This window comes from Parapedobacter pyrenivorans, assembly GCF_014636865.1.
Classification (GTDB): domain Bacteria; phylum Bacteroidota; class Bacteroidia; order Sphingobacteriales; family Sphingobacteriaceae; genus Parapedobacter; species Parapedobacter pyrenivorans.
On record NZ_BMER01000004.1, the window covers coordinates 435,103 to 457,937 of the forward strand.

Below are 22,835 nucleotides of genomic sequence, written 5' to 3' on the forward strand. Positions count from 1 at the left end.
ACATGAATACAGATTTTTACAACCTAACACCGATTGACCACGATCCATTTTACATCGGTGAGATTGAACGAATTGTTCCTACTGCGGAAACACAACTGGAAATCTGGTTATCATGTGCCATCGGAGGTCGCGATGCCAGCTGCTCGTATAATGAATCCATATCCCTGAAGCTGGAAGGCACATTGGACTCGTCGATCCTGTACGAGGCATTGGATGAGGTTATCCAACGCCACGAAGCGCTACGCTATACATTTAGCGCAGACGGCAGGGAAATCCACGTGACGGCGCATAGCCTGACGGAATTTCGCTACGAAGACATCACGGCCCAAACAGACCCGGCCCAGAAGCAAATTCTGAACGAATTCAACGGACGGGACGCAGCGGAACCTTTTGACCTGGCAGACGGTCCGCTTTTCAGGGTGTTTTTATTCAAGTTGGCGGAAGATGTACATTTGCTGCGATTGACAGCCCACCATATCATCTGTGACGGGTGGTCATTCGGCATTATATTGGAAGAACTATCCGAACTCTATCGATCAGCGTTGGCCGGACGGCAGGCAGCACTTCCGAAGGTCGTTCCCATGTCGCATTACAACCGGGAAATGGAGACCTATGCAAAAAGTGAAGGTTATCAACAAACCCTTCGCTACTGGCTCGATAAATTTCAGGAGATACCTGAACCCCTTACCCTGCCGACGGACCGGCTCCGGCCGGAGGAACGTACCTACAAAAGCCGTAGGGATGATTTTGTCTTGGACGCCGCGCTCGTGCAGGGTATCAAACAACTGGGTGCAAGCAATGGCCTCAGTCTCGTAAATACGCTGCTGATTTCCTTCGAAGTGTATTTAAGCCGGTTGACAGGACAATCCGACGTCGTCGTGGGTTTGCCCACGGCCGGACAAGCCGCCACCGGTCATTTCAACCTGGTGGGGCATTGCGTAAATCTTCTCCCCATCCGGAGTTCGATCGTTTCTTCAATGCCATTTATCGAACATCTGAAGCGCAGAAAAACCCAATTGCTGGATGATTATGATCATCAGTTATTCACATTCGGAACCCTGCTCAAATCATTGAAAATAAAACGGGACAGCTCTCGTGTTCCTTTGGTTCCGATTGTTTTCAACATCGATATGGGGATGGATGGCAATGTGTCCTTTCCCGATATAAAGCATACATTGATTTCCAATCCGCGGGCGTTTGAGAATTTTGAGATTTTTCTGAACGTGACCGGATCCCGCGATAAATTTGTGCTGGAATGGTCCTATAACACTCACCTCTTTGATGCGGAAACCATCAAAAAGATGATGAATGATTTTGAAAGCCTGTTAAGCGCCGTCATTCAGATTCCATCCACACCGATCGGGAAGCTGAAAATTACGCATACGCAGCATGCGGTTGAAATGCCGTCTTCAGCAGTACCTTTCAAACAGATTTATCCAAGAGAGACGCCATTTTTTAAACTGATCAGCGAGGCCGCACAACGTACACCGGGAAAATCCGCTGTTCGATTCGGATCGCAGCGCCTGTCCTACACGGAGCTGGACGAGCGTTCCAATCAGTTTGCGCATTACCTGCGGCGGCAGGGAATCACCCAGGGTGACATCGTCGGAATCGCTGTAGACCGATCCGCGGCGCTTCTGGTTGCCCTGCTTGGCATCGCCAAGTCTGGAGCGACGTACCTACCCCTGGATCCGGAATATCCCATTGAACGGATCACCTATATGCTGGATGATTCCGGTGCCAAACTACTTATTTCCAACCAGAAATATATTGGCTCATTCACAACCCAAGCGCAGAAAATTCCGCTTGAATCACTTGAGCGCGAAAGCTCGCACCTGCCGCTCCATGCACCGGAAAACCATACCAACGGTGATGATCTGGCCTACATACTTTATACATCCGGCTCTACCGGCAGGCCCAAAGGTGTGGAAATTGAACACCACAGCCTCACCAACTTCCTGCTAAGCATGCAGCAGAAACCCGGAATGACGCCGGAAGATCGTTTACTGGCGGTTACCACGATATCGTTCGACATCGCCGGACTGGAGCTGTACCTGCCGCTGATCACGGGTGCGGAACTGATCCTCGCCGATAAAGAATCGGCAAGAGACGCACGGAAACTGCTGACGCTCATGGATACCGAACAGGTGACGGTTATGCAGGCCACTCCTGCAACTTGGCGTATGCTGATTCACGCGGGATGGGATACGAAGAAATCGATTAAAGTGCTGTGCGGAGGTGAATCGTTACCGAAAGACCTTGCCGAGCGGTTGATGCAGCTCGGCGGCGAGGTATGGAATATGTACGGACCCACCGAAACCACGATCTGGTCGACCATAAAACAGCTTCGCACCCACGAACTGAATACCATTACGGTAGGCACTCCTATCGCAAACACCTCGGTATATATCCTCGACGAACAATTGAACCCCGTTGCGCACGGCGAGACAGGACAGCTGTTTATCGGTGGCGAGGGGGTTGCCAGGGGGTATCATGGCCGGCCTGACCTTACCCGGGAACGCTTTGTACCGGATCTGTCGGATTCCTCAAAACGGATGTACGCTACCGGCGACCTTTGCAAGGTTGCCGAAAACGGTGAAATCATCTGCCTCGGCCGGATGGACCATCAGGTCAAAATCAGGGGATATCGGATTGAACTGGGCGAAATAGAACACCAGCTGTCCAAACAGCCCGGCGTTAAGGAAGCGGTGGTTGTCGCCCGGGAAGATACGCCGGGTGATCAGCGCCTAGTGGCTTATGTGATCCCCGAAGCGGTCAGTGAGCCAACTGAACAATCCGTAACGTGGAAGGATAAATGGGATAACATTTACCATCAGGGAATCAGCTCGGAAGCCGGTCTGGATCTTTCCGAGCAGAATCTCGACGTAGCCATCGTAGAGCAACTGGGCAATCAAGCCGATGACCTGAAAGAACAAACGGCGGAATGGCTGAGCAGTTCGATAGACCGTATCAAGCGATTGGCACCCAGACGGATTTTTGAGGTCGGAAGCGGAGCGGGCCAGGTCATGTTTGAGTTGGTTGCCGGAGCCGAACAGTATATCGCTACGGATTACGCCGAATCGGCCATCCAGAAACTGCAGGAGAAAATCGACGCCTCGCCCGGCACCTTAGGTCATGTTCGGGCCCATGTAGCCCCAGCAGATGATTTCAGCTGCCTCAATGGACTGAAACCCGACCTTGTGCTTGTGCACAGTGTGGCTCAGTATTTTCCTGATATGGATTACCTGGTAAAGGTAATCAGCGGGGCTGCCGACCACATGGACCGGGGGTGTATATTCCTTGGCGATATCCAGGGCAAGAACACCCTGCCCATTCACCATACGGCTGATCAGTTACACCGGACAAAAGATACGGCAACAATTGCCGACTTCAGGAAAATCATCGCCAACCGGTTGCGACTGGAGGATGAACTGACCATAGATCCGGCATTCTTCTACCGTCTTCCGGAACTGGTACCTCAGATCACGGGGATAGATGTGCAATTGCGCCGCGGAAAATTCATCAACGAAATCACCAAGTACCACTATGATGTATGGCTCTACATCAATGGCAACCAAGAGCAAGCAGCGGGTGTTCGCCGCGAAACATGGCAGTCCATTGAACATACCAAACAGCTTCTGAGCCGGCATCGGGGCGATACCCTGGCTATCCAAGGCATTCCAAACCTTCGTACCGCGCGGGACCTGACCATTATGGCCCGCCTGCAGGGATTGCAAGACAGTGATACCGTGGGTATGCTGAAGGAACGCATGGAACAAACTGCTAGTCAGGAAAGCGTGGATCCGGACGTGCTGTGGGACATGGCCAGCCGATACGGTTACCGAGCACACGTACGGTGGTCGGCGGATGGTACCGACGGCCTATTCGAAGCTGTGTTTATTATGGAATCGGCCGAGCAACTGCTCCCCCCGCCCCCCGCTTCGGTCGACAGTCCTGCTTCCATCCGAGAGTTTATCCGCATCCCGGGCAAAACAGAAGCGACAGTCGACAATGGCCAATTGGCGAAATGGAAATCGGACCTGCGTCATTCATTACCGGATTATATGTTGCCGAATGACTGGGTTGTACTTGACCGGTTTCCGCTAACGGAAAACAATAAAATTGACCGAAAGGCGCTTCCAAAACCCGAAAAGCAAGTTTCTAACGAACAGCCAGACCACCGGGCAACGTTGTCGGCGAATGAAAAACTGATTGCGGACATCTGGGCCAAGGTATTAAAAATCAACGAAGTGAACCCAGACGACGATTTCTTTGAACTGGGCGGGCATTCGTTGCTCACCGTTGAGGTAATGACCCTTATCGAGCGGGCTATCGGTGTCTCTTTACCGTTAACCAGTATATTTAAGTATTCGGTCTTACGCGATTTCGCCAAACTCGTCGCACCCGAGGAACCTTCAGCTGAAAATAAGTCGCCTGACGTTGATCTGATCCGTACGCCTGAGGCAGAAGTGATACAGGTGCTCCCCACCATCGAACCGCAGCGCGAAATCTGGGTGGCCTGTATGATGGGCGAACAAGCCGCCACTAAAGCTTACACAATCCCGTTTGCTATCGCGTTGTCGGGAGAGCTTGACGAAGACGCACTCCGCCGTGCGGTACAAAAGCTGGTGGAACGGCATGAAGCACTGAGAACTACGTTCAATGAAGATGGCTCGGAAATGCGGGTACACGCTGAAATGATGATTCCGTTTATCCGTGAAGATATTTCTTCCCTTTCCGAACTTGATCAACAAAAATATCTTTCGGATTTTCATCAGGCTACAACAGAATTCGTTTTCGATTTCATCAACGGGCCTCTTTTCCGCACCACGCTGATCAAACTGGATGACACGGAGTACCGATTAATGCTCTCGGCACATCACATCATCTGCGACGGTTGGTCTACAGCCGTAATTGCAGAGGAATTGGGTGCACTGTACAGTGCTCATCGGAACGGTAAGGAGCCCTCCCTTGCTCCTGCACCGAAACTGACCGACTACATCGCCCAGAAACATCGATTTTACGAAAGCGATACCTACCGGGAAGCAGGGGATTACTGGCTCAGAAAATTTCAGCATGATATTCCCGTGCTAGATCTTCCCGTTGATTCGGTAAGACCTGCGGTACGCACCTACCAGAGTCGCCGCTCACTTTTTTTAGTCGATGCACCAACAGTAGCATCTTTCCGGCAAATGGCAAAAAAAACAGGAGGAAGCACGGCCATTAATCTGATGGCACTTGTGGAAATCTTACTTTACAGACTCACCGGATCTCCCGATATTGTTTTCGGGCTACCCGTTGCCGGACAACTGGAAGCTGCCGAAAACCATGGATTGATCGGGCATTGCGTAAATACCCTGCCGATTCGAAGTGAGGTGTCGGGGGGCCTTACGTTTGAACAATACCTAAAGAAACGGAAGGTCGAAATTATTAACGACTACGATCATCAGCAGTATACTTTCGGCAGCTTGGTACAGCGGCTAAATATGGTGCGGGATTCTTCACGCATTCCGCTGATACCGTTTTTATTCAACTATGAAGCCAAATCAACTGACACTGTGCAGTTTGCTGACCTGACGCACAGTTTCATTACCCAGGAACGGTTATACGACAACTTCGAAATCGTATTGAATGCTTCTGATGTCGATGAGGGATTGCTGTTTTCGTGGGTCTATAACAAGGGTCTGTTTTCTCCGGCCTCTATTGAGGGGTTCCAACGGAAACTGGCACGTCTATTGGAAGCTGTGAGCAGCAACCCATCGCTGTCGATAGACGAGCTTCCCTTCTATGATGAAGAGGAACTGAATAGAAAGAAACAGGCCTGGACAGCGGAGTATACCGAAAAGGCGATCGATACAACCATCCAGCAACTTTTTACGGATAGTGTTCAACGGTTTCCTGAACATCCAGCCTTATTTTTCGAAGGTCAATCGCTATCCTATAGCCAACTGGACAAACGGGCAAACCAACTCGCCCATTTACTCATTGAAGAAGGCGTCCTTCCGGGCGACCATGTGGGTATTGCGCTCGAACGGTCCATGGAGCTCATCGTGGCCGTGCTTGCCATCCTTAAAACCGGGGCGGCATATGTGCCGTTGGATTTGTCTTTTCCTGAAGACCGGCTGGCAACGATCATCGGAAACGCAAACATCAACTGTTTGCTGACCTACCGGAGCAACGAACACAAATACCCGGAAGAGGTGTTATCGCTATACACCGAAGAGTTGATTCCGAACCTGAAATCATTGCCGGACTCAGCTCCTGAAGTGGAAGTTTCGGGTAATCATACGGTATACATCTTACACACTTCCGGATCAACAGGCCAACCCAAAGGAGTTTGTCTGGGAGATGAGGCCTTAACAAATCTTCTGCTCTGGCAGCGCGAACAATCGGCAGCGAATGAACAAACACGTACGTTGCAATTTGCTCCGGTCACTTTCGACGTATCTTTTCAGGAAATCTTTGCTACCCTTACGACTGGAGGCTGTCTGTACCTGATTCCCGAAACGCTTCGGCTAGATATCGATTCTTTGTTGGAATACCTGGATCAAAATCAGATAAGCCGTATTTTTCTGCCGTTCGTTGCACTGAATGCGCTAGCCGAGCAAGCTTACGAAACACGCAGGTACCCGAGGTTCCTCACGGAGGTGATGACCGCAGGCGAACAGCTCAAAATCACGCCTCAGATCATTAACTTATTTGAGAAGCTACCTCAGGCCAAGCTATACAATCAATACGGGCCCACAGAGGCACATGTGGTGACTGAACTGGAGCTTGTAGGCGATCCCAATCAGTGGCCAAATCTTCCCAGCATCGGAAAACCGATTTACAATACCCGGATACTGATACTGAATGAACAGCTGAATCAGGTGCCCCCGGGAGCCGTCGGTGAATTATGCATTGCGGGGAAGTGCCTCGCCGAGGGGTACCTGAACCTACCCACGCTTACCGCTGAGAAATTCATCACATGGACAGGTCCGGACCAGGAAGCCATACGAATTTACCGTACAGGCGACCTTGCCCGGTGGCTTCCCGATGGAAACATCGAGTACCTCGGACGCAACGACAGCCAGGTAAAAATCCGCGGGTACCGGATAGAGCTTGGTGAGATAGAAGCAATACTGAGCAAGAGCGATGATATCAAGCAAGCGGTTGTCTCGACGCAACCGGATAACCGCGGGATTGAGCGGTTGGTTGCCTATGTCGTACTGAACGGGCAACCGCTGGATATAAACCAGCAACGTACTTCTTGGAGGCACTTTTTACAACTTTCGCTTCCCGAATACATGATACCATACGAATTTGTTGTACTTGAAAGCCTGCCCGTGACAAATAGTGGAAAGGTGGCCCGGAATGCGCTTCCGAAAATCACCAGTTTTTCAGAACACCATTCGGACAGCTATGTTGCGCCCACAAATCAGACGGAGCAACTGATCGCGCAGATTTGGGCAGATGTACTTGGTATCAATCGCGTCGGAATTCACGATAATTTCTTTGAATTAGGTGGTTATTCATTAATTGCTGTGAAGGTGATGCTGGCCATCGAGAAAGCAACCGGAAAACGGATGCCGCTATCGGCCCTATTCGAAAATGCGACCGTTGCCAAGTTGGCCATGCTGGTTCAAGCCGGAGAGGAGAAAATCCGTTGGGATGCATTGGTTCCGATTCAGATAGAAGGATCGAAGCCACCGATTTACCTAGTGCATGGTGGTGGGCTGAATGTGTTGATTTTCCAGTCCATGGCAAAATACATAGACAGTGACCAACCCGTTTATGCCTTGCAGGCACTTGGCTTAAACGGGCACGGTAAGTTGTTTGAAACCATTGAAGAGATTGCGGCGAAATATCTTGAAGAAGTGATAGACAACAACCCCGCCGGGCCGTACTTACTCGCGGGCTATTCGTTAGGTGGAAAGATAGCCTATGAAATGGCAAAGCAACTGTTAGCCAAAGGCAAAGAAGTTGCGCTATTGGGTATTTTTGATACCGTGGCAACCCAGCCTCCGTGTACAACGCAAATTTGGGCCAGGTTGGCCGAAAAAATAACCCGGCAATTCAGGAAAATTCCATTTTGGATCAGAACATTTAAAGAAAGTCCGGGGGAAGCGTTCGCTTATCAGCGGCTCATTATAGGCGAACGTCTGAAGGAAGTAATTCATGGTAAAGATTACGATGGTATGGAATCTTTTTCATTCAATCCAGAGATTTTAATGACGTATATAAAGGCATACGACAATTATCAAATTGAGCCGATTGATCTGAAAATTGACTTATTTAGAGTGAAAAAGCGGTTATATTACCTCGATGACCTTACCTATCTCGGTTGGGGAAAATTTGCTAAGCGAGGAGTGGATGTTCATGAAGTGCCCGGTGATCATAAAACGTTCATTCTTCCTCCCAATGACAAGGTTTTAGCCTCGGTTTTACAGCGATGCTTAACTATGAAGTCTCAGGTGATATCAAGCACTCAGCAAATAACTTTTCAGAAATAAAAGTTAATAGGCACGATAATTTATTTTTAAAATAAGGTTTTTTTTTACATGTCTTGAAATAAGCCGTCAAATTTTCCGTTCTTTGATTGTGGTTGAACACTTTGAACGAAAATTCAATGATGATTATTAATTCCTTTGCAAAGGTATTTGTTACAAGATTTACTGTATGCTGTTTGATTTGGGGTGGGATTTTATTGTTGCCGGTCCTATTGGCGTCTTGTGGAAAAAGGCAGGTGATTGCAGAAATCCCCACTACCCCTCCTCCCGGTCCAACTGATGGTAAACAGGATGATGATGAAGATAACCCGGATGAAGAGGACCCTGATACTACTCCGCCAGAAGGGGATTTTGTTACCGTAGGTAGTGGAAGCGGATCGTTGATCATCGACGGAAAGGATGGGCGCTATTCTTGCAGTACAGCCATCAAAATCAAGAGCGGGAATTACGCAAGCATTGCCATACGTAATTTATCTGGTGAGCAAGGTTGCCCCTTTGTCATTGTAAATGAAGGTTCGGTCGAGCTTAGCGGGTCCGGTAGGGTGATGTCTCTTGAAAATTTATCCTACGTTAATATACTTGGAAATTCGGACCCGTCCGTGACACATGGTTTTTTGTTCCGGAATATGAACAATGAGGCTATCCAAATGAACGGTACGATCAACAATTTCGCGCTATCCAATGCACGTTTTGAGGGGATCAATGCATACGCAGTTATCCGGTATAAACCGACTTTAGCATACGATGGATCGGATCGCTCTTTTATTAAAAACTTGCGGTTCTTGAATCTGGCTTCCGACAACAGCGGCACATTAATACGCTTTGAAGCGAGTGAGGGCAATGGAACTGTTACAGGTTTAATACGTGGAATTGAAATTGCAGGCGTCCGTTTTTCCAATTCGCCCGCTGTAGGTAGCGTTGTCGTACTGGAGAAAGCAGAAGATGTCGACATACACAATAACGTCATCGAAAATATCAATTCGTCCAATAATAACCACAACGGTGTATTTTACATACAAGGTAACGGTAGATTTTACAACAACATCGTCAGACATCATCAGGGAAATGCCATCCGGGCCTGGATTTTCAGCATTGGTAACACGCCTAAAGAGATGCTTATCTACAATAATATCGTTGTCAACTCGCGCGAATACGGCGCATTTGAATTACAGGCATTCCCGCGAGACATCGTTGCCGGCATTTCTACATTCGCAAATGCCAAGGTATTCAACAATACCTGCGGTGATTTGCGACCGAAAGCTGGTACATTTCCCGCACAGGTAGTCGATTTATATAGTTTACGGGGCGGGACATGTGAGATTTTCAACAATGTAGGCTATACATTCTATCGGGTGGGCCAAAACAATACCAATTATTTTTGGAATGAATTAGGAGATACATCTCCCTCCAAACACAGTAACAATCTGTACTACGATAACTACCAATTAGCGGGTATTATCAACGACTCCGAGTTTTTTTTGAATACAGCATCTCCCCTTAAAAAGGCAGCGGTGCCATTTCATTTGCTTACGGAAGACATCTACGGAAATAAACGCGGCGATAAACCCTCAGTGGGTGCGGTAGAATAAGTAAGATTTCGGTTTTAGCTGAAAACCGTTAATTAGAAATGAATGAAATATAGTTATCAAATGATCAAGCTCTCAGTATTTTACATCATCCTTGGGATGAATATCATAGGATGTTCAAAAAATGGTGCTCGGGAGGATAGTATCCAAGGTCCGGACATCGAACGGCCATCCGATGTTGGAAATAAGCCGAATGGCATTCCCTTTAGTAATATGCTCGGTGTAAACGGGTTTGACTGGGAGTACACCAATAATACTAACGCCTTTGATGATCGTAAATTTGAACTGATCAAGACATTTACCGGGTTCAGGCAATATTTGGATTGGGATCGGATAGAAGAAAAGGAGGGTTTTTATAGATTCAGTTACGACGAAATTTATAAAAAAAACCAGGAGAATGGCATCACGACACTGGCGTGTTTGCAGATTATTCCGCAGTGGTTCAGAGAGAAGTATTACGCGGGTGAGTACAATGTCTCTGACCGTTATAATAGTTTGAGAGATTATACTCCGGTGCCGAAAGGCGCTGACAAAAGTAATCCCAGGTCCTATATTGATATGGGAAAATTGGGCTTTCAAATGGCGGCCCGATACGGAAACAACCCGTCAATTGATCCAAAGTTAATCAAGGCCGTGACATGGGGAGACGCCCGGGATACTAAAATCGGATTGGGTACATTGAAATATATTGAGTGTAGCAACGAACCCGACAAGGATTGGCGGGGGCCTGAGGCACAGCAGACACCGGAGGAATATGCAGCTCAACTATCCGCATTTTACGATGGTCACATGGGCACTTTAGGTGAGGGAGTCGGTGTAAAAACCGCAGATCCATCGATGAACGTAGTGATGGCGGGTATTGCCTTCCCTGATCCGAAATGGGTAGAGAAGATGATTGAATGGTGTAAGAAAAATCGGGTCAAGGATGGTCAATATACGCTCTGTTTTGATGTTATCAATTACCACGAATATTCGGCGAAGCGATCGGGCGAGTATTGGAACAATCCGGATCTAAATGCCAACCATGGGATGGCTCCGGAGCTTTCCAACGTTGGTAAAGTCGCGACTAATTTTAGAAAAGTAAGCGAAGAAAAGGCGGGCGGATTGGAGGTCTGGGTTACCGAATGCGGGTTCGATGTGAATGAAAGGAGTATACAAAGAGCACTACCGATCAAAAACAAAACCACATTCGACTCTCAAGCGGATTGGACATTGCGCACTTCGCTGCTGTATGCCCGAAAAGGAATCGACCGGGTATTTTTCTATATGTTGAATGATGTCAATATTAACAGTGATATCCAATATGCATCATCGGGTCTCATCGAGGGAAACGAGCGCCGGCCATCAGCAGATTTCCTTTTGCAGGCTAAAAATTTGATCGGTGAATACGTGTATTCAGGAACTATTAATGATGACCCCCTAGTGGATATTTATACTTTGGGTCAAAACAAAATATACGTACTGACCGTACCGGATCAAAAGGGCAGAGAAGAAAAATACACACTGGACTTGCCCGGAATCAAAGGCGTAAAAATCCATACGCCCCGCAAGGGCCACGATTCGATGTTATCGGCAGATCAAGCTCTCGCGAACGGAAAACTGGAAGTCCTTGTAACGGAAACCCCTACTTTTGTAGAAGTATTGAACTAAAATTATTTAAATCATCTTCGGTAGCGGGCGAATTTCAATAGCCGTTGGATCTCAAAAGAACTTAATTGCAGTATTCCCAGTAAAGGAATGGGAAGTCTATTTCGCGCCAAGGCTAGAAACCCGAATACCAGTCCAATGACGATACTGACAGCACTGGAAAGCGTTGCAGCATAAATGCTTTTGGTAGCATACACAGCCACAAAGCAGGTAAGTACCCCAACTGCCACCATAATCACCACTTTAATAAAGTTGATTTTAGGTAGGCGGAAAACATCAATGGTCAGCGCGAGGAAACGTTCAGCTGGGTAAAGCAACGTAATAATCATGTAGATCCGCAGCAGGTTGGGTGCTTCTGTACCAACGTATTTTTCTCCCGCAAGCAACAATATCGCGTAATCGGCAAAAAATATCGTTGCCACACAAACAGGAAGTAGCGCAAATGAAAAAAGACCGATGTATTTTTGTGTCATACGAAGTACTCCCGCCCGATCTCCTTGATTATACGCCTCAGACATGGTTGGCATAGCGGCGAATACGACGCTCCGCAAGGGTAACTCGACAATTTGAATCAACTTTGAACCTGCATTATAGACGGCTAGGGCTGCGGTTCCTAGCAAGAACTTAATGATAAATGTGCCTGAAAGATTCATCAATGTGGCGGTAATACTTGTACCGACACTGTATTTTCCAAAATTAAACAGTTCTCGGATGTAGGGCTTGCTTACCAACCTGATTTTACTGATCAAAGTCCATCTGCAGGCGATCGCTATTCCACTCGACAGCAGGTTCGATGCCATATAGCAATAGATAACATGAACAACTGTTAATTCTCCTATGAGAATTGCCACTATAATGAAAACCATCAACGAACCCTGATTTGTCAAATTAAGCGCCAATAACCTATCAAACTGCTGTCTCGCCTGCAGTACGCAGTTCGCCATGAAAAAAGGCAACGAAAACAAATAAATGACACCAAAATACTGAAGAAATAATCGAATACTTGAGTCTTCGACCCGATCGACAAAAAGATAAGCGATACCATTGACAAGTAAAAATATGCTGGTTATGCAAATTGCGATTATCCAAGCCGCACCTGCAATCTTATCCTTTTTTACGGGCCCCTCTCCGGCATAAAAATTAATAAAGGCTGTAGACAGAAACCCTGACCTGAACGTGTCAAAGAATAATAATACGGTTAGAAAAAAGCTGTATTCCCCCATATCATTGAGTGATAAGTATCGGAACAGCAGTGTCAACGTGAGCATACCGATAAGGGCACTTGAACCATTGCTCAACAACGATAACACATACTTATTTTTAAAAATACCGCTTACATATTTCATCAAACCAACCATCTTTCGATCTTCCCTATTTACGTGTGAGGTTTTTTGCTCTGTTCAAAAGTGCACTTACCAATCCGCCCTCCTGCTGAAGTTTACGATCGGATGTCCAAACCAACGATTTCCAACCTTTGACGCGTTTCAATTCGCCAAAACGCTGATTGAGTTTCAACGCGAGGTAGCCATCCTCGTTCGCTCCCTCAGGGTGTTCATAACCTTCGACTGTTAACCCATCGCTTTTCCGATAACCCGAGCTACAGCCATAAACATACATAGCATGATTCTTTCTACCGTTGAAAATCTTATATAGATCGCCAAGTGACTCATACAGGAAATAGGCAAAGCGCGCCCCTTTCTTTTCAGAGAAAAACGCAAAACTCCCATATGTACAGGCTACCTTATGATCACGAAGAGGTAACGTCATCCTGTCAATCCAATATGGGGAATAAATCGAATCCGCATCGGCATTAAGAATAAATTTTCCTTTTGCATGCTGCAATCCGGTATTCCGTGCATGTTTAACGCCTTGGCGCATTTCTCGTAGCAGTGTAACTCCGGTTCCTTCAACAAATTCAATTGTGCGGTCGGTGGAATTGTTATCTACAACAATAATTTCGACGGCTTGATTGGTGACTGAAAACGACAATGAAGACAGGGTCCGCAAAATATGCGTTTCCTCATTGTATGCGGGGATAACCACTGATACTTGCGGTTCCACTGAACAAAGTCTGGTCAAACGATCTTTAATCAGGTCCTTTTGTCCTAAGAACCACTCCGCAGACCTTAGGTGGCTGTTGACGAAGTCAGGTGAATTCAGTGGTCTTACAAACATATTTCAAATGAACTAGTTGAATTATAAATTTCTGCTCTTTAATTGGGATACGGCATAATCACAGGCCCTTGCAGTCAGCGCCATGTATGTCAATGATGGATTTTGGCAACCGGAAGAGGTCATGCAACTACCGTCCGTAACAAATACATTTTTTACGCTATGAATCTGATTGAATCCATTCAATACAGAAGTATTGGGGTCACGTCCCATACGCGCCGTCCCCATTTCGTGTACGGAAGATCCGCCAGGAGTCTTGTAGTTAAAAGAAACTATTTTATCGAAACTTGCCTTATCCAGCATTTCGAACGCACTTTCTTTAATATGTTCCCGCATCAAGCGCTCATTTTCTCCGAATGAGAAATTGATCTTTATCAAAGGCTGACCCCATGTATCGGTCCGATCGGGCGAGGTGGTGACCCTGTTGTCACGATAAGGAAGGCATTCGCCCCATCCGGCGATCCAAACCATCCAGGGTCCGGGTTGGGTCAAACGCTGCTTGAAATCCTCACCAAACCCTTTGAGTTCAAACATCTGCTCTTCCCAACCTTGTCGTTCGCCAGCTCCCTGCAGATTATATCCTCTTAGAAAGCGCTCGGTGCGGTTGCCTTCTAAATTCTGATACCTGGGAATCAAGAACCCGCAGGGTCGTCTTCCCTTATAGTAGGTATCCTTAAATCCTTCATAAACCCCGTAGGCGCCTGCTGAAGAATGGTGGTCCATCAAATTTCGGCCCAATTCACCACTATCATTGCCCAACCCATCGGGAAATCTACTCGACTTGGAATTCAAAAGAATTGCCGCCGTAGCAATCGTCGAAGCATTCAGAAAAATAATACGTGCAAAATATTCATACGTCTTCTTTTCTATTGTATCAATAATGCGAACCCCTGTAGCCCGCTTCGTGTCATCATCATACATGATCTCCGTAACAATAGAAAATGGGCGTAATGTCAAATTGCCCGTAGCTACCGCTGCGGGAATGGTAGCACTGTTACTACTGAAATATCCCCCATAAGGACAACCCCTCGTACACAGGTTTCGATACAAACACGGTCCTCTTCCCTCCCACCCGCGTGTCAAATTAGCCACTCGTGCGATGGTCAACGTTCGACCATCGAAATTTTTCCGGATCGAATCCGCTAAATGTTCTTCCACACAATTTAGCTCCATAGGAGGTAAAAATTCGCTGTCAGGTAATTGGGAAAGATTCTCCCTGCGTCCACTGACACCTATAAATTTCTCAACGTAGCTATACCAAGGTGCAATATCTTTGTATCGAATAGGCCAATCTACCGCAATCCCATCTTTCTGATTAGCTTCGAAATCTAGGTCACTCCAACGATAACACTGCCGACCCCACGTCAGCGACCGCCCTCCTACTTGAAATCCCCTAAGCCATCTAAATGGCTTTTCCTGAATATAAGGGTGGTGTTCATCTGAAGCAAAGAAATGCCGATCTGCTTCATCTCCCGCCCACGCTTGGATCGGGTTCTGTTTGGTGTATTGTGCTGTGTTCCGCAGCCGGTGAGGAAAGTCCCAAGGATTAAGCATAGCGGTGGGATAGTCCTTACTATGTTCCACGTTCTGACCGCGTTCCAACAGCAAAGTCTTGAGCCCTTTCTTACATAATTCCATGGCTGCCCATCCTCCGCTGATACCGGAGCCGACGACAATTGCGTCGTAGATATTGTTTTTTATGTTGACCGGGCACATTTCGTTGTATACTAATTAGGTATATATATACTAGTTGGTTGCCCAACATTTTTGTCCCGCCCCCATCGCTAAGCAGGGTTGGTATACCCCCGGCACATAATCATAAGCCAAGGCTTGCGTAGCACCTTCCATGGAAGTGCAATAGCTGATTATTGTATACTTTTTCATCAACTCCATGCCATCCATCCCCAAAACCCGTAATCTGATCTTTCGAAATAGAGAATTTTGCTCGTCATTATGTTCGTAGCGGATGAGAATCGTAACCCGTTGTGGATAATTACAGCTGGAAAATGACTGTCCATATTTTTTTTCACTATCCCGCTCTACCCGCTTCAACCAGTTGATGAAAGATTGCTGTGCTTCCCGGGATTCGCAATCACCAATCAATTTGACGACACAATTAGCTACCCCTGCATCGTTTGCTCCGGGCGAATCAGTCTTCGGTATGATCGTTTCGGCTATATCTCCTATTAATGTCTGAAAATCAGAAAGCTCAACCACATGCCCCCCTCCCATCAATCGATTATTATACAATGATTTAAACAACGAAAAAGAAGCAATCACACCGGCCACTGCGGTGACTGCTTTAATAGCTGATCGTCTATCCATTGTCATCTTCTTTTCCGCATTAACGTTTACAAAGATTCGTATACATTCAACAACTTGATGGCTGCATTTCTCCAAGTGAACGCTTCCGCCCGCTTCAGTCCTTTTATGATCATCCCAGTTCTTTGTTCTTCATTACTCAGTACCTGTCCTATAGCGCCCGCCATATCCGTTACGTCCAATGGATCGATTAGCAGAGCAGCAGGGCCTGCCACCTCAGGCATTGACGAAGTATTAGACGTAATGACAGGTATCCCACAGGCCATAGCTTCCAAAATCGGCAGGCCAAAACTCTCTCGGAGAGAAGGATAAATGAACAACGTTGCCGAATTATACATTAACGGCATCTGATCTGGCAGAATATATCCCGGAAAGATAAAGTGGTTTACCAATTTTGCATAACCCGATTGCTGTAATTGCTCAAGCACCATTTCTCTTGAATAGTCCAAAATCACCATTGGCAGCGGTGCCGTTGCATTAACGATATACTTTATGTAAGCATCAATAGTATTCTTGGTATTCTTTTTCGGTGCTGTATTTCCTAAAAACAGTGTAAATTTATCGGGCAACCCTAATGATTTCCTGAACTTTTCAACTTCATCGTCCAGATAGTAATTATTAAACCGGGAATTGACAGCATTATGAATCACTTTGATCTTATCTTCCGGGATTTGAAGCCGATCCAACATGACTTTTTTTTCAAATTCGGAAACGGTGATGATGGCTTTGGCTTTCCGGACAGCGGACGGCACCACCCATCTTCTATAAATGTTACCGAAATTCTGATACCACGTGCCGGCCATATCCAATTTTTCCAAGTATATGATATCGTGGAGCGTAAGCACCAACGGTACGGATGGAAGCAATGCCGCCGTATTGCAAGTTGCATGTAAAATGTCTAATTGTGCATTGCGTATTGTCTTAGGTAGCAACATTTGCTCCCAGATGGGATAAGGCAAACTTGCCAGTTCGCAAACCCGTACGTGAGCCGACTCCTCGATACATCTATCAACATCCTTTTTTACAAAGATAGTGTATTCATGCTTGGAGTCGACGGTTTGCAATTCTCTAATAAGCTCCAAGGCCACTACCTCCATCCCGTGTTTCTTAGGCCGAAACAGCCTTTGTACTTCAATGCCTATCTGCTTGCCCGCTTTTCCCATGTTATTAGTGGTTATCCTTATCAATATAATGTTCGGTTGCTACGGACAGCTTATTTGCTTTTTTTGCTTTTAGCAAAGCCAACAGTTGATAACCGATAAACTTAGGAATCGAAATCAGTGAGTGATATATCTTTTGATCTGCCTTGAAATAATAAAGTGAATATGCAACAATAAGCGCAAAGACAGATAATCCTCCCATCCAAGCAACAGCCATCCAAGCATTTAAAAATAGATTAATAACCAAGCAAATGGAGGCGATTCCAATCAGCATGAACAAGGGCGGTCGAAGTAACATCAAACTGAACCAAAATCGGTTCAGGCTGAGTCTCGCGAGCGATGCTATAAACAACTTCCACCCGAGATATGTATACTTAAACCAGGTGTTAATCCACCTCGAACGCTGTTTAACCAACTGCTCCGTCATCGACGTTTTCTCATCAAAAACGATTGCTTTTTCTGCGAATGCAATAATATGATTTCTCATCAGCAGTTCATATTGTAGCACTTTATCGAAACCAGCGCCATTTATTTCTGCTTTTTCGAGACACTGTAAGTATAACGCTGTTGTAAACGCCATGCCCGAACCCGACAAAGCTGCTGACGATCCCCCTTCAAACAAAAGTTTCCTATCAATCATCCGGTAGTAGATGTCGCCTGCCTCATCCAGACACGCATACGTTGTATTGAGGTTCTTCGCCTTTCTCACCCCTTGGACAGCCTGAAATCCGTTATCGAAAAGAATGTTCAGCTCATTCAGGTATTCGCTATCCAGTAAATTGTCACTATCGATGATCGTTAGTCGTTCATGAGCCCTCTTGAAATGCTCAATCGCATAAAAATGCGACTTGACATTGCTCGCCAGTACTTCTGGCGGCCTTAGTACGATAACTCGTTTATTATCAAAAAACAAGCCTTCGTCGTCGCAGTTGTCAGCCACGATATAAACGAGGTAATTACTGTAATTCAATTTCAATATCGAATCGACCACGGAGGATAATTGCTGCGTTTGTTGATAAGCTGTTACAATAATCGCATAATCCGCGGGATGAGGTAAACCGGAGCGAAGTTTCCTTGTCTTCCTAGCATACTTCGCAACCACCAACAGGAGTGGCATGACTAATTGTGCGATTAAGCACCACTGGATAATTAAGCCAAAGATTATCAATGCTTCCATTACTAAATATGACTTGCTATCGCATTTTTTATTGCGTTGACACTGTTTTCCCATGTATGTGTGCACGCAAATGCCCTCCGACTTCTTTCTTTTTGTTCCGAATTTTCCCGCATGGCCCTTTCAATTTGAGTCACATACTCCTCTTTATTTGTGCATAGGTAAGTATACTCACCAAAGAACTCCATAGTACGTGTATGCGTCGCCACGACCGGCTTGCCCATAGCCAAATACTCATCGATTTTCCGTGGATAATTACCGATTGTAACCTCATTGACGACTTGCGGATTGATGCATACGTCGAACATCTGGATATAAGAAGCTAGTTCTTCGGGATTTCTTTTTCCGATAAACACCACATTGGGCAAGTTATGCAGTTGACTTGTTTTAAATGCCTCGCTTTCTGGACCTACTAACACTAAGTTCCATTCGGGTTTGGTCATGGCAATGTGCTGTAGCACCTGTATATCCAGTCGAAGCTCGTGAAGTGCTCCCACATACCCGATGATCGGACCGTCTGATACAGCGAATCCGTTAGCTTTGCTTGTAACTTCGGCATCAAATAACTCGAGATCGCATCCCTGCCCCACGTAATAAGAACTAAGATTATATTGTTTGCAATAATCGGTTAGATATTCCGAATTTGCCACACATAAATCATTTTTAGCAATCAGCAAGGGCTCCAGCACTTCACCGTGTCTCTTCCAATAGTTGACAGCCAGCATATAATCTCTCGAATAATACACACTTAACCTTGGCATGAGAAATTCATTCAGGTAAAATGCCTTAAAAATTTCATTATCATTAAATAATATAACCTGTCCAAATCCCAATGCCGCGATACCCTTTTTTATAGCCGCTGCAAACTGCTTGTTATTCCTTCTGTTAAAAAAATCAAATATCTTTCTACCATTCAGCCAATTGATGGATTCAACCAAACAATCCGGATACAAAACCCATAGGTTGTCCTGAATCTTCGTCACCCCGGCAGCGTTCCCTTTGATAACCGCGAGTCTTGTTTTTACCCACTGATCGCTCCTTCTCCGATAGCGTGTAAATCTATCCAACGGGGAGTTGACATAGAGCACGCGGTTCGTTGTCGCCATTTCAAGGGCAATATTCTTGCAATTACTGCCAATGTCGGTATCCCATGCTTGCTGGCCGACAATCACGATGTCAAATCCGTTCAGATTATCTATCCTCATTCTTTTCCGTTGCTTTTTCTTGTTGTACCATCCCCGAATTGGATTGAGAAACCCGCTCCCATTTTCCAAGTTCGGAATTGAATGCCTTTATCACCCTTGCCGGATTGCCCACCGCTACTGAAAAAGCGGGGATATCACGTGTTACAATACTTCCGGCGCCGATTACAGCGTGCTTACCGATTGTGACCCCTGCGGTCACAACGCTATTCGCGCCAATCCATACCCTGTCTTCGATGCGGATCAATCCAAGGCTTACGTCCTGTTTGCTTGGTGGTAATTCCGTATTTTCGTACCCATGATTCAAACCCGACAACACAACATTTTGCGCTAACATGACGTCATCTCCGATAAAAATTGGCCCGATAATCACGTTACCTATCCCCACAATGGACCTTTTTCCTATTGATACATCTCCAACCCCGTTATTGATGGTTGCGAAATCCTCGATTAACGAATAGTCTCCCAATGAAAAAGCATAATAGGGAAATACATCTTTGCGCGTACGTCTTCGAATCAATGCCCCCTTTCCTTTCCGATGTACAAAAGGATTGACGAACCATTGTATCCATACGCGGGGGCGTTGCTGATTCGTTGGAATCATCATCCACAGCAACAGCCTTTTTAACCTCGGTTTGTCCTTTATGTATTCAGCGATCTTCATATCTACCCCTATTAGCATCTATTAACCCAGTTGCTTATGCTACGTCATTTTTCCGTATGGCAACAATGAACCCCCACAGAAAACAGAGAAGTCCGGGCACTAAAAAGATTTCAAACGGCATACCTTACTAAATTTCAGTGATAATCTTTAATTACTTGATACCAAGCCATAGCCAGTTGGTCTAATCCTTTTTCGCTGAAATGCACGGCATCGTATCGATAATAGGCCAAGTTCAAGGCATCCACATTTGGGCCTTTCAGCACGTGATTGGCGCTATCCAATACACTCAATTGGCCTTGCAGAACCTGTTCGGAGATACCCAACGGATTACTATTGTTGAACGGGAAGTAACTGGTCAGGGAAACAAAAAAAGGTGCTTCAATATCCCTGTTTCTGAAATGGCCGATTACTTTCTCCAATTCATTTCCGTACTCAGCTGCAGTAGTTCCATTTACATTATCGGTTTCACCTTGACACCAAAAAACATGTGTTAGTTTAATTCCATCGCGGTTTAAGTCATCCAATATCTCGTTAACCTTATCAGCGCATTCGCCGGATGACCAACATTTTACGGGTGTTTGTCCTATACCACATGGTACGATAATCGCCCGATCGTACAAACCGCTATCTATTACTAAATCTGCCACACGCGTCCATACACTAGACCCTTTGCCGTCAGGTCCAAGCAACGGTTCAGCCGCTGCATACAATTTTCCCTTGTAATAATTATACACTTCGTTTCGGACGTTATATTTTCCGGCTCCATAGTCAGCAGAATTGGATTGGCCAAACGCCATGAATATAAGCACCCTTTCCGAGTTTACGATCTTATCTATTGCACGAAACTCCTTTCTGAAGTGGAGATGATTTCGGATGAATTGTCCGTCAATCAAAAAGCTTCTATAGCGGTGGGTCAATACGCCCAATAAAAACACGAGAAGCAGAATCGTAGATGAACGTAAAATTTTCTTCATTATGAGAGGTTCTCTTTATTTTGAATACGAAGCGTTAAGAAAGACCACGACAACGCGGTATTGAATAGAAAGGACGACGGCATCGCGTTCATCACCTCATTGCCATAACTACAGACAAACAATCCAGCCGCCATAGCAAGCAGCGAAACCAATTGGACTTTAAGTCCTTTATCTTTCAGGTTAAAAAGCGCTCCCCCTGCACGCCCCAGCAAATACATAATCATGCAAAACCAGAGAACAAATCCGACGATTCCGTACATTGCCCAAATTTTAACCCAATAACTATCGGGTTCAATGGTGGACAAAAATTTGTCTGAATTATATTCGTGTCCCCAAAATCCAATGACTCCCAACCCTTCGCCGAATGGTTTGTTTGCCAAATAGGCACGAAGAATTTTTTGATTCTCCAGTCTGACGTTCAAAGAGGCTTCCTTAGGATCGAGAGCAGACCTAATTCTTCTAATTTCGTAATTACCGCTACCAATGGATGTGAACTTCAATAGGCCAAAGCATAGAGCACCGGCAACGATGCCCACAATCATAACTTTGTAATTTTTGCTCAACAAAACCGCAAAGAAGCCTGAGATGAACAGTGCAAAGAGGGCTCCCCGCGTCCCTGATATTAGCATCCCATAAAGGAACATGCCACACATTAAAAAAAAGACAATTTTTTTAAAAGGACGAGACGATCCAAGCGCGAGTACAGCAGCGCCGACAGCTAATACCGCTTGTGCTGCACCAAATTGTCCTGCATCACTAAAAAAAGAAAAGACCCTAAGTTTTCCCCAAATCATATGTGTGGGTGATGTTTCAACAAAAAGCTGTTCTCCGGGGAACAACCCTAGGTGCTTCTGTTTTATCCCATTTAAAGCCGCCAAAAATCCCAGGACAAACACTAATGTGATGAATACTTGTAATTCTCGTTTTGATTCAAATAATAAAAGGGAAAGTATAACAACAATTAACGGATTCAGTGCCACGCTCCTAAATTCCTGCAGCCATCCCATGAAACTTGGGCCCGCGGGATTAAATAATTGAAGGGCACTAAGCGCAAACCAACCAAGATATAACCAAAACAGCGGGCAATTCAACCGGGTCCAATTATATCGTTGATATTGCATCAATAGAATACATAATGTAAATACACCTAAAAATTCGATGCCAATCCCGAAGGGAATGCTTGGTATTTCCCGTCCTAATAAACCAAAGAGAAAACAATATCCCGTAAGTGTATATAAACCAATAATAGGCTTATTGTACACAATGATTGCGTACACTAAAAATGCACAGCCTACGATTATGAGGATGGGCAGGATATCGTTTAAAACCGAAAGAACTGCTATGGACGCCCCCAACAAACCGGCAATGGAAAGCCAGAGACGTCTATTGCCCACGCTAAAGAACGAAGTACGGGCACCTCTTCTTATATGGTTAACAGTTTCCAA

Annotated in this window: 13 protein-coding genes; 3 read left to right on the forward strand and 10 right to left on the reverse strand. The window is 45.8% G+C overall.

The genetic code is table 11. The features are described 5' to 3' along the window. The first annotated feature begins 2 nt into the window (after window positions 1–2). The 3 genes from IEV98_RS18925 (at window position 3) to IEV98_RS18935 (ending at window position 11,725) form a co-directional block, all read left to right on the forward strand. Entirely contained in the window at window positions 3–8,492 is an 8,490-nt protein-coding gene (locus IEV98_RS18925; RefSeq protein ID WP_188507592.1) for a non-ribosomal peptide synthetase, read from the forward strand. A gap of 233 nt (window positions 8,493–8,725) precedes the next feature. After that, on the forward strand, window positions 8,726–10,078 hold the full coding sequence (locus IEV98_RS18930) for a hypothetical protein (RefSeq protein ID WP_188507593.1): 1,353 nt from the start codon (window positions 8,726–8,728) through the stop codon (window positions 10,076–10,078). A gap of 60 nt (window positions 10,079–10,138) precedes the next feature. Then, window positions 10,139–11,725 (forward strand): alpha-amylase family protein, encoded by a 1,587-nt coding sequence (locus tag IEV98_RS18935; RefSeq protein ID WP_188507594.1) that lies wholly within the window; start codon window positions 10,139–10,141, stop codon window positions 11,723–11,725. Window positions 11,726–11,736: 11 nt separating this feature from the next. Here IEV98_RS18935 and IEV98_RS18940 read toward each other — a convergent pair whose 3' ends face one another. The 10 genes from IEV98_RS18940 to IEV98_RS18985 all read right to left on the reverse strand — a co-directional run bounded on the left by IEV98_RS18940 (window position 11,737) and on the right by IEV98_RS18985 (window position 22,835). Continuing rightward, window positions 11,737–13,080, reverse strand: a complete 1,344-nt coding sequence (locus IEV98_RS18940) for an oligosaccharide flippase family protein (RefSeq protein WP_307726869.1) — start codon at window positions 13,078–13,080, stop codon at window positions 11,737–11,739. Between the two features lie 13 nt (window positions 13,081–13,093). After that, on the reverse strand, window positions 13,094–13,783 hold the full coding sequence (locus IEV98_RS18945) for a glycosyltransferase family 2 protein (RefSeq protein ID WP_188507596.1): 690 nt from the start codon (window positions 13,781–13,783) through the stop codon (window positions 13,094–13,096). A 135-nt stretch (window positions 13,784–13,918) separates the two neighbouring features. Continuing rightward, on the reverse strand, window positions 13,919–15,610 hold the full coding sequence (locus tag IEV98_RS18950) for an FAD-dependent oxidoreductase (RefSeq protein ID WP_188507597.1): 1,692 nt from the start codon (window positions 15,608–15,610) through the stop codon (window positions 13,919–13,921). A gap of 30 nt (window positions 15,611–15,640) precedes the next feature. Further along, window positions 15,641–16,219 (reverse strand): gluconate 2-dehydrogenase subunit 3 family protein, encoded by a 579-nt coding sequence (locus IEV98_RS18955; RefSeq protein WP_188507598.1) that lies wholly within the window; start codon window positions 16,217–16,219, stop codon window positions 15,641–15,643. A gap of 26 nt (window positions 16,220–16,245) precedes the next feature. Next, the gene (locus IEV98_RS18960) at window positions 16,246–17,379 is read right to left on the reverse strand and encodes a glycosyltransferase family 4 protein (RefSeq protein ID WP_188507599.1); all 1,134 of its coding nucleotides are present in this window, start codon (window positions 17,377–17,379) and stop codon (window positions 16,246–16,248) included. Window positions 17,380–17,383: 4 nt separating this feature from the next. Continuing rightward, complete coding sequence (locus tag IEV98_RS18965) at window positions 17,384–18,553, reverse strand: glycosyltransferase (protein ID WP_188507600.1); 1,170 nt, start codon at window positions 18,551–18,553, stop codon at window positions 17,384–17,386. A gap of 2 nt (window positions 18,554–18,555) precedes the next feature. Continuing rightward, the gene (locus tag IEV98_RS18970) at window positions 18,556–19,755 is read right to left on the reverse strand and encodes a glycosyltransferase (protein WP_188507601.1); all 1,200 of its coding nucleotides are present in this window, start codon (window positions 19,753–19,755) and stop codon (window positions 18,556–18,558) included. Continuing rightward, window positions 19,742–20,416 (reverse strand): acyltransferase, encoded by a 675-nt coding sequence (locus IEV98_RS18975; RefSeq protein ID WP_188507602.1) that lies wholly within the window; start codon window positions 20,414–20,416, stop codon window positions 19,742–19,744. Before IEV98_RS18975 ends, IEV98_RS18970 begins: the two co-directional genes overlap by 14 nt. Window positions 20,417–20,550: 134 nt before the next feature. Beyond that, entirely contained in the window at window positions 20,551–21,390 is an 840-nt protein-coding gene (locus IEV98_RS18980) for a sialate O-acetylesterase (RefSeq protein ID WP_188507603.1), read from the reverse strand. Then, a complete protein-coding gene (locus IEV98_RS18985; RefSeq protein WP_188507604.1) occupies window positions 21,390–22,835 on the reverse strand; it encodes an O-antigen ligase family protein in 1,446 nt (481 codons plus the stop codon). Before IEV98_RS18985 ends, IEV98_RS18980 begins: the two co-directional genes overlap by 1 nt.

Excerpts from the sequence above, each read along its gene's own strand:
- IEV98_RS18925 (WP_188507592.1), top strand. The coding sequence starts at position 3 with ATGAATACAGATTTTTACAACCTAACACCGATTGACCACGATCCATTT.
- IEV98_RS18935 (WP_188507594.1), top strand. The coding sequence starts at position 10,139 with ATGATCAAGCTCTCAGTATTTTACATCATCCTTGGGATGAATATCATA.
- IEV98_RS18940 (WP_307726869.1), bottom strand. The coding sequence starts at position 13,080 with ATGGTTGGTTTGATGAAATATGTAAGCGGTATTTTTAAAAATAAGTAT.
- IEV98_RS18950 (WP_188507597.1), bottom strand. The coding sequence starts at position 15,610 with ATGTGCCCGGTCAACATAAAAAACAATATCTACGACGCAATTGTCGTC.
- IEV98_RS18955 (WP_188507598.1), bottom strand. The coding sequence starts at position 16,219 with ATGGATAGACGATCAGCTATTAAAGCAGTCACCGCAGTGGCCGGTGTG.
- IEV98_RS18960 (WP_188507599.1), bottom strand. The coding sequence starts at position 17,379 with ATGGGAAAAGCGGGCAAGCAGATAGGCATTGAAGTACAAAGGCTGTTT.
- IEV98_RS18965 (WP_188507600.1), bottom strand. The coding sequence starts at position 18,553 with ATGGAAGCATTGATAATCTTTGGCTTAATTATCCAGTGGTGCTTAATC.
- IEV98_RS18970 (WP_188507601.1), bottom strand. The coding sequence starts at position 19,755 with ATGAGGATAGATAATCTGAACGGATTTGACATCGTGATTGTCGGCCAG.
- IEV98_RS18975 (WP_188507602.1), bottom strand. The coding sequence starts at position 20,416 with ATGAAGATCGCTGAATACATAAAGGACAAACCGAGGTTAAAAAGGCTG.
- IEV98_RS18980 (WP_188507603.1), bottom strand. The coding sequence starts at position 21,390 with ATGAAGAAAATTTTACGTTCATCTACGATTCTGCTTCTCGTGTTTTTA.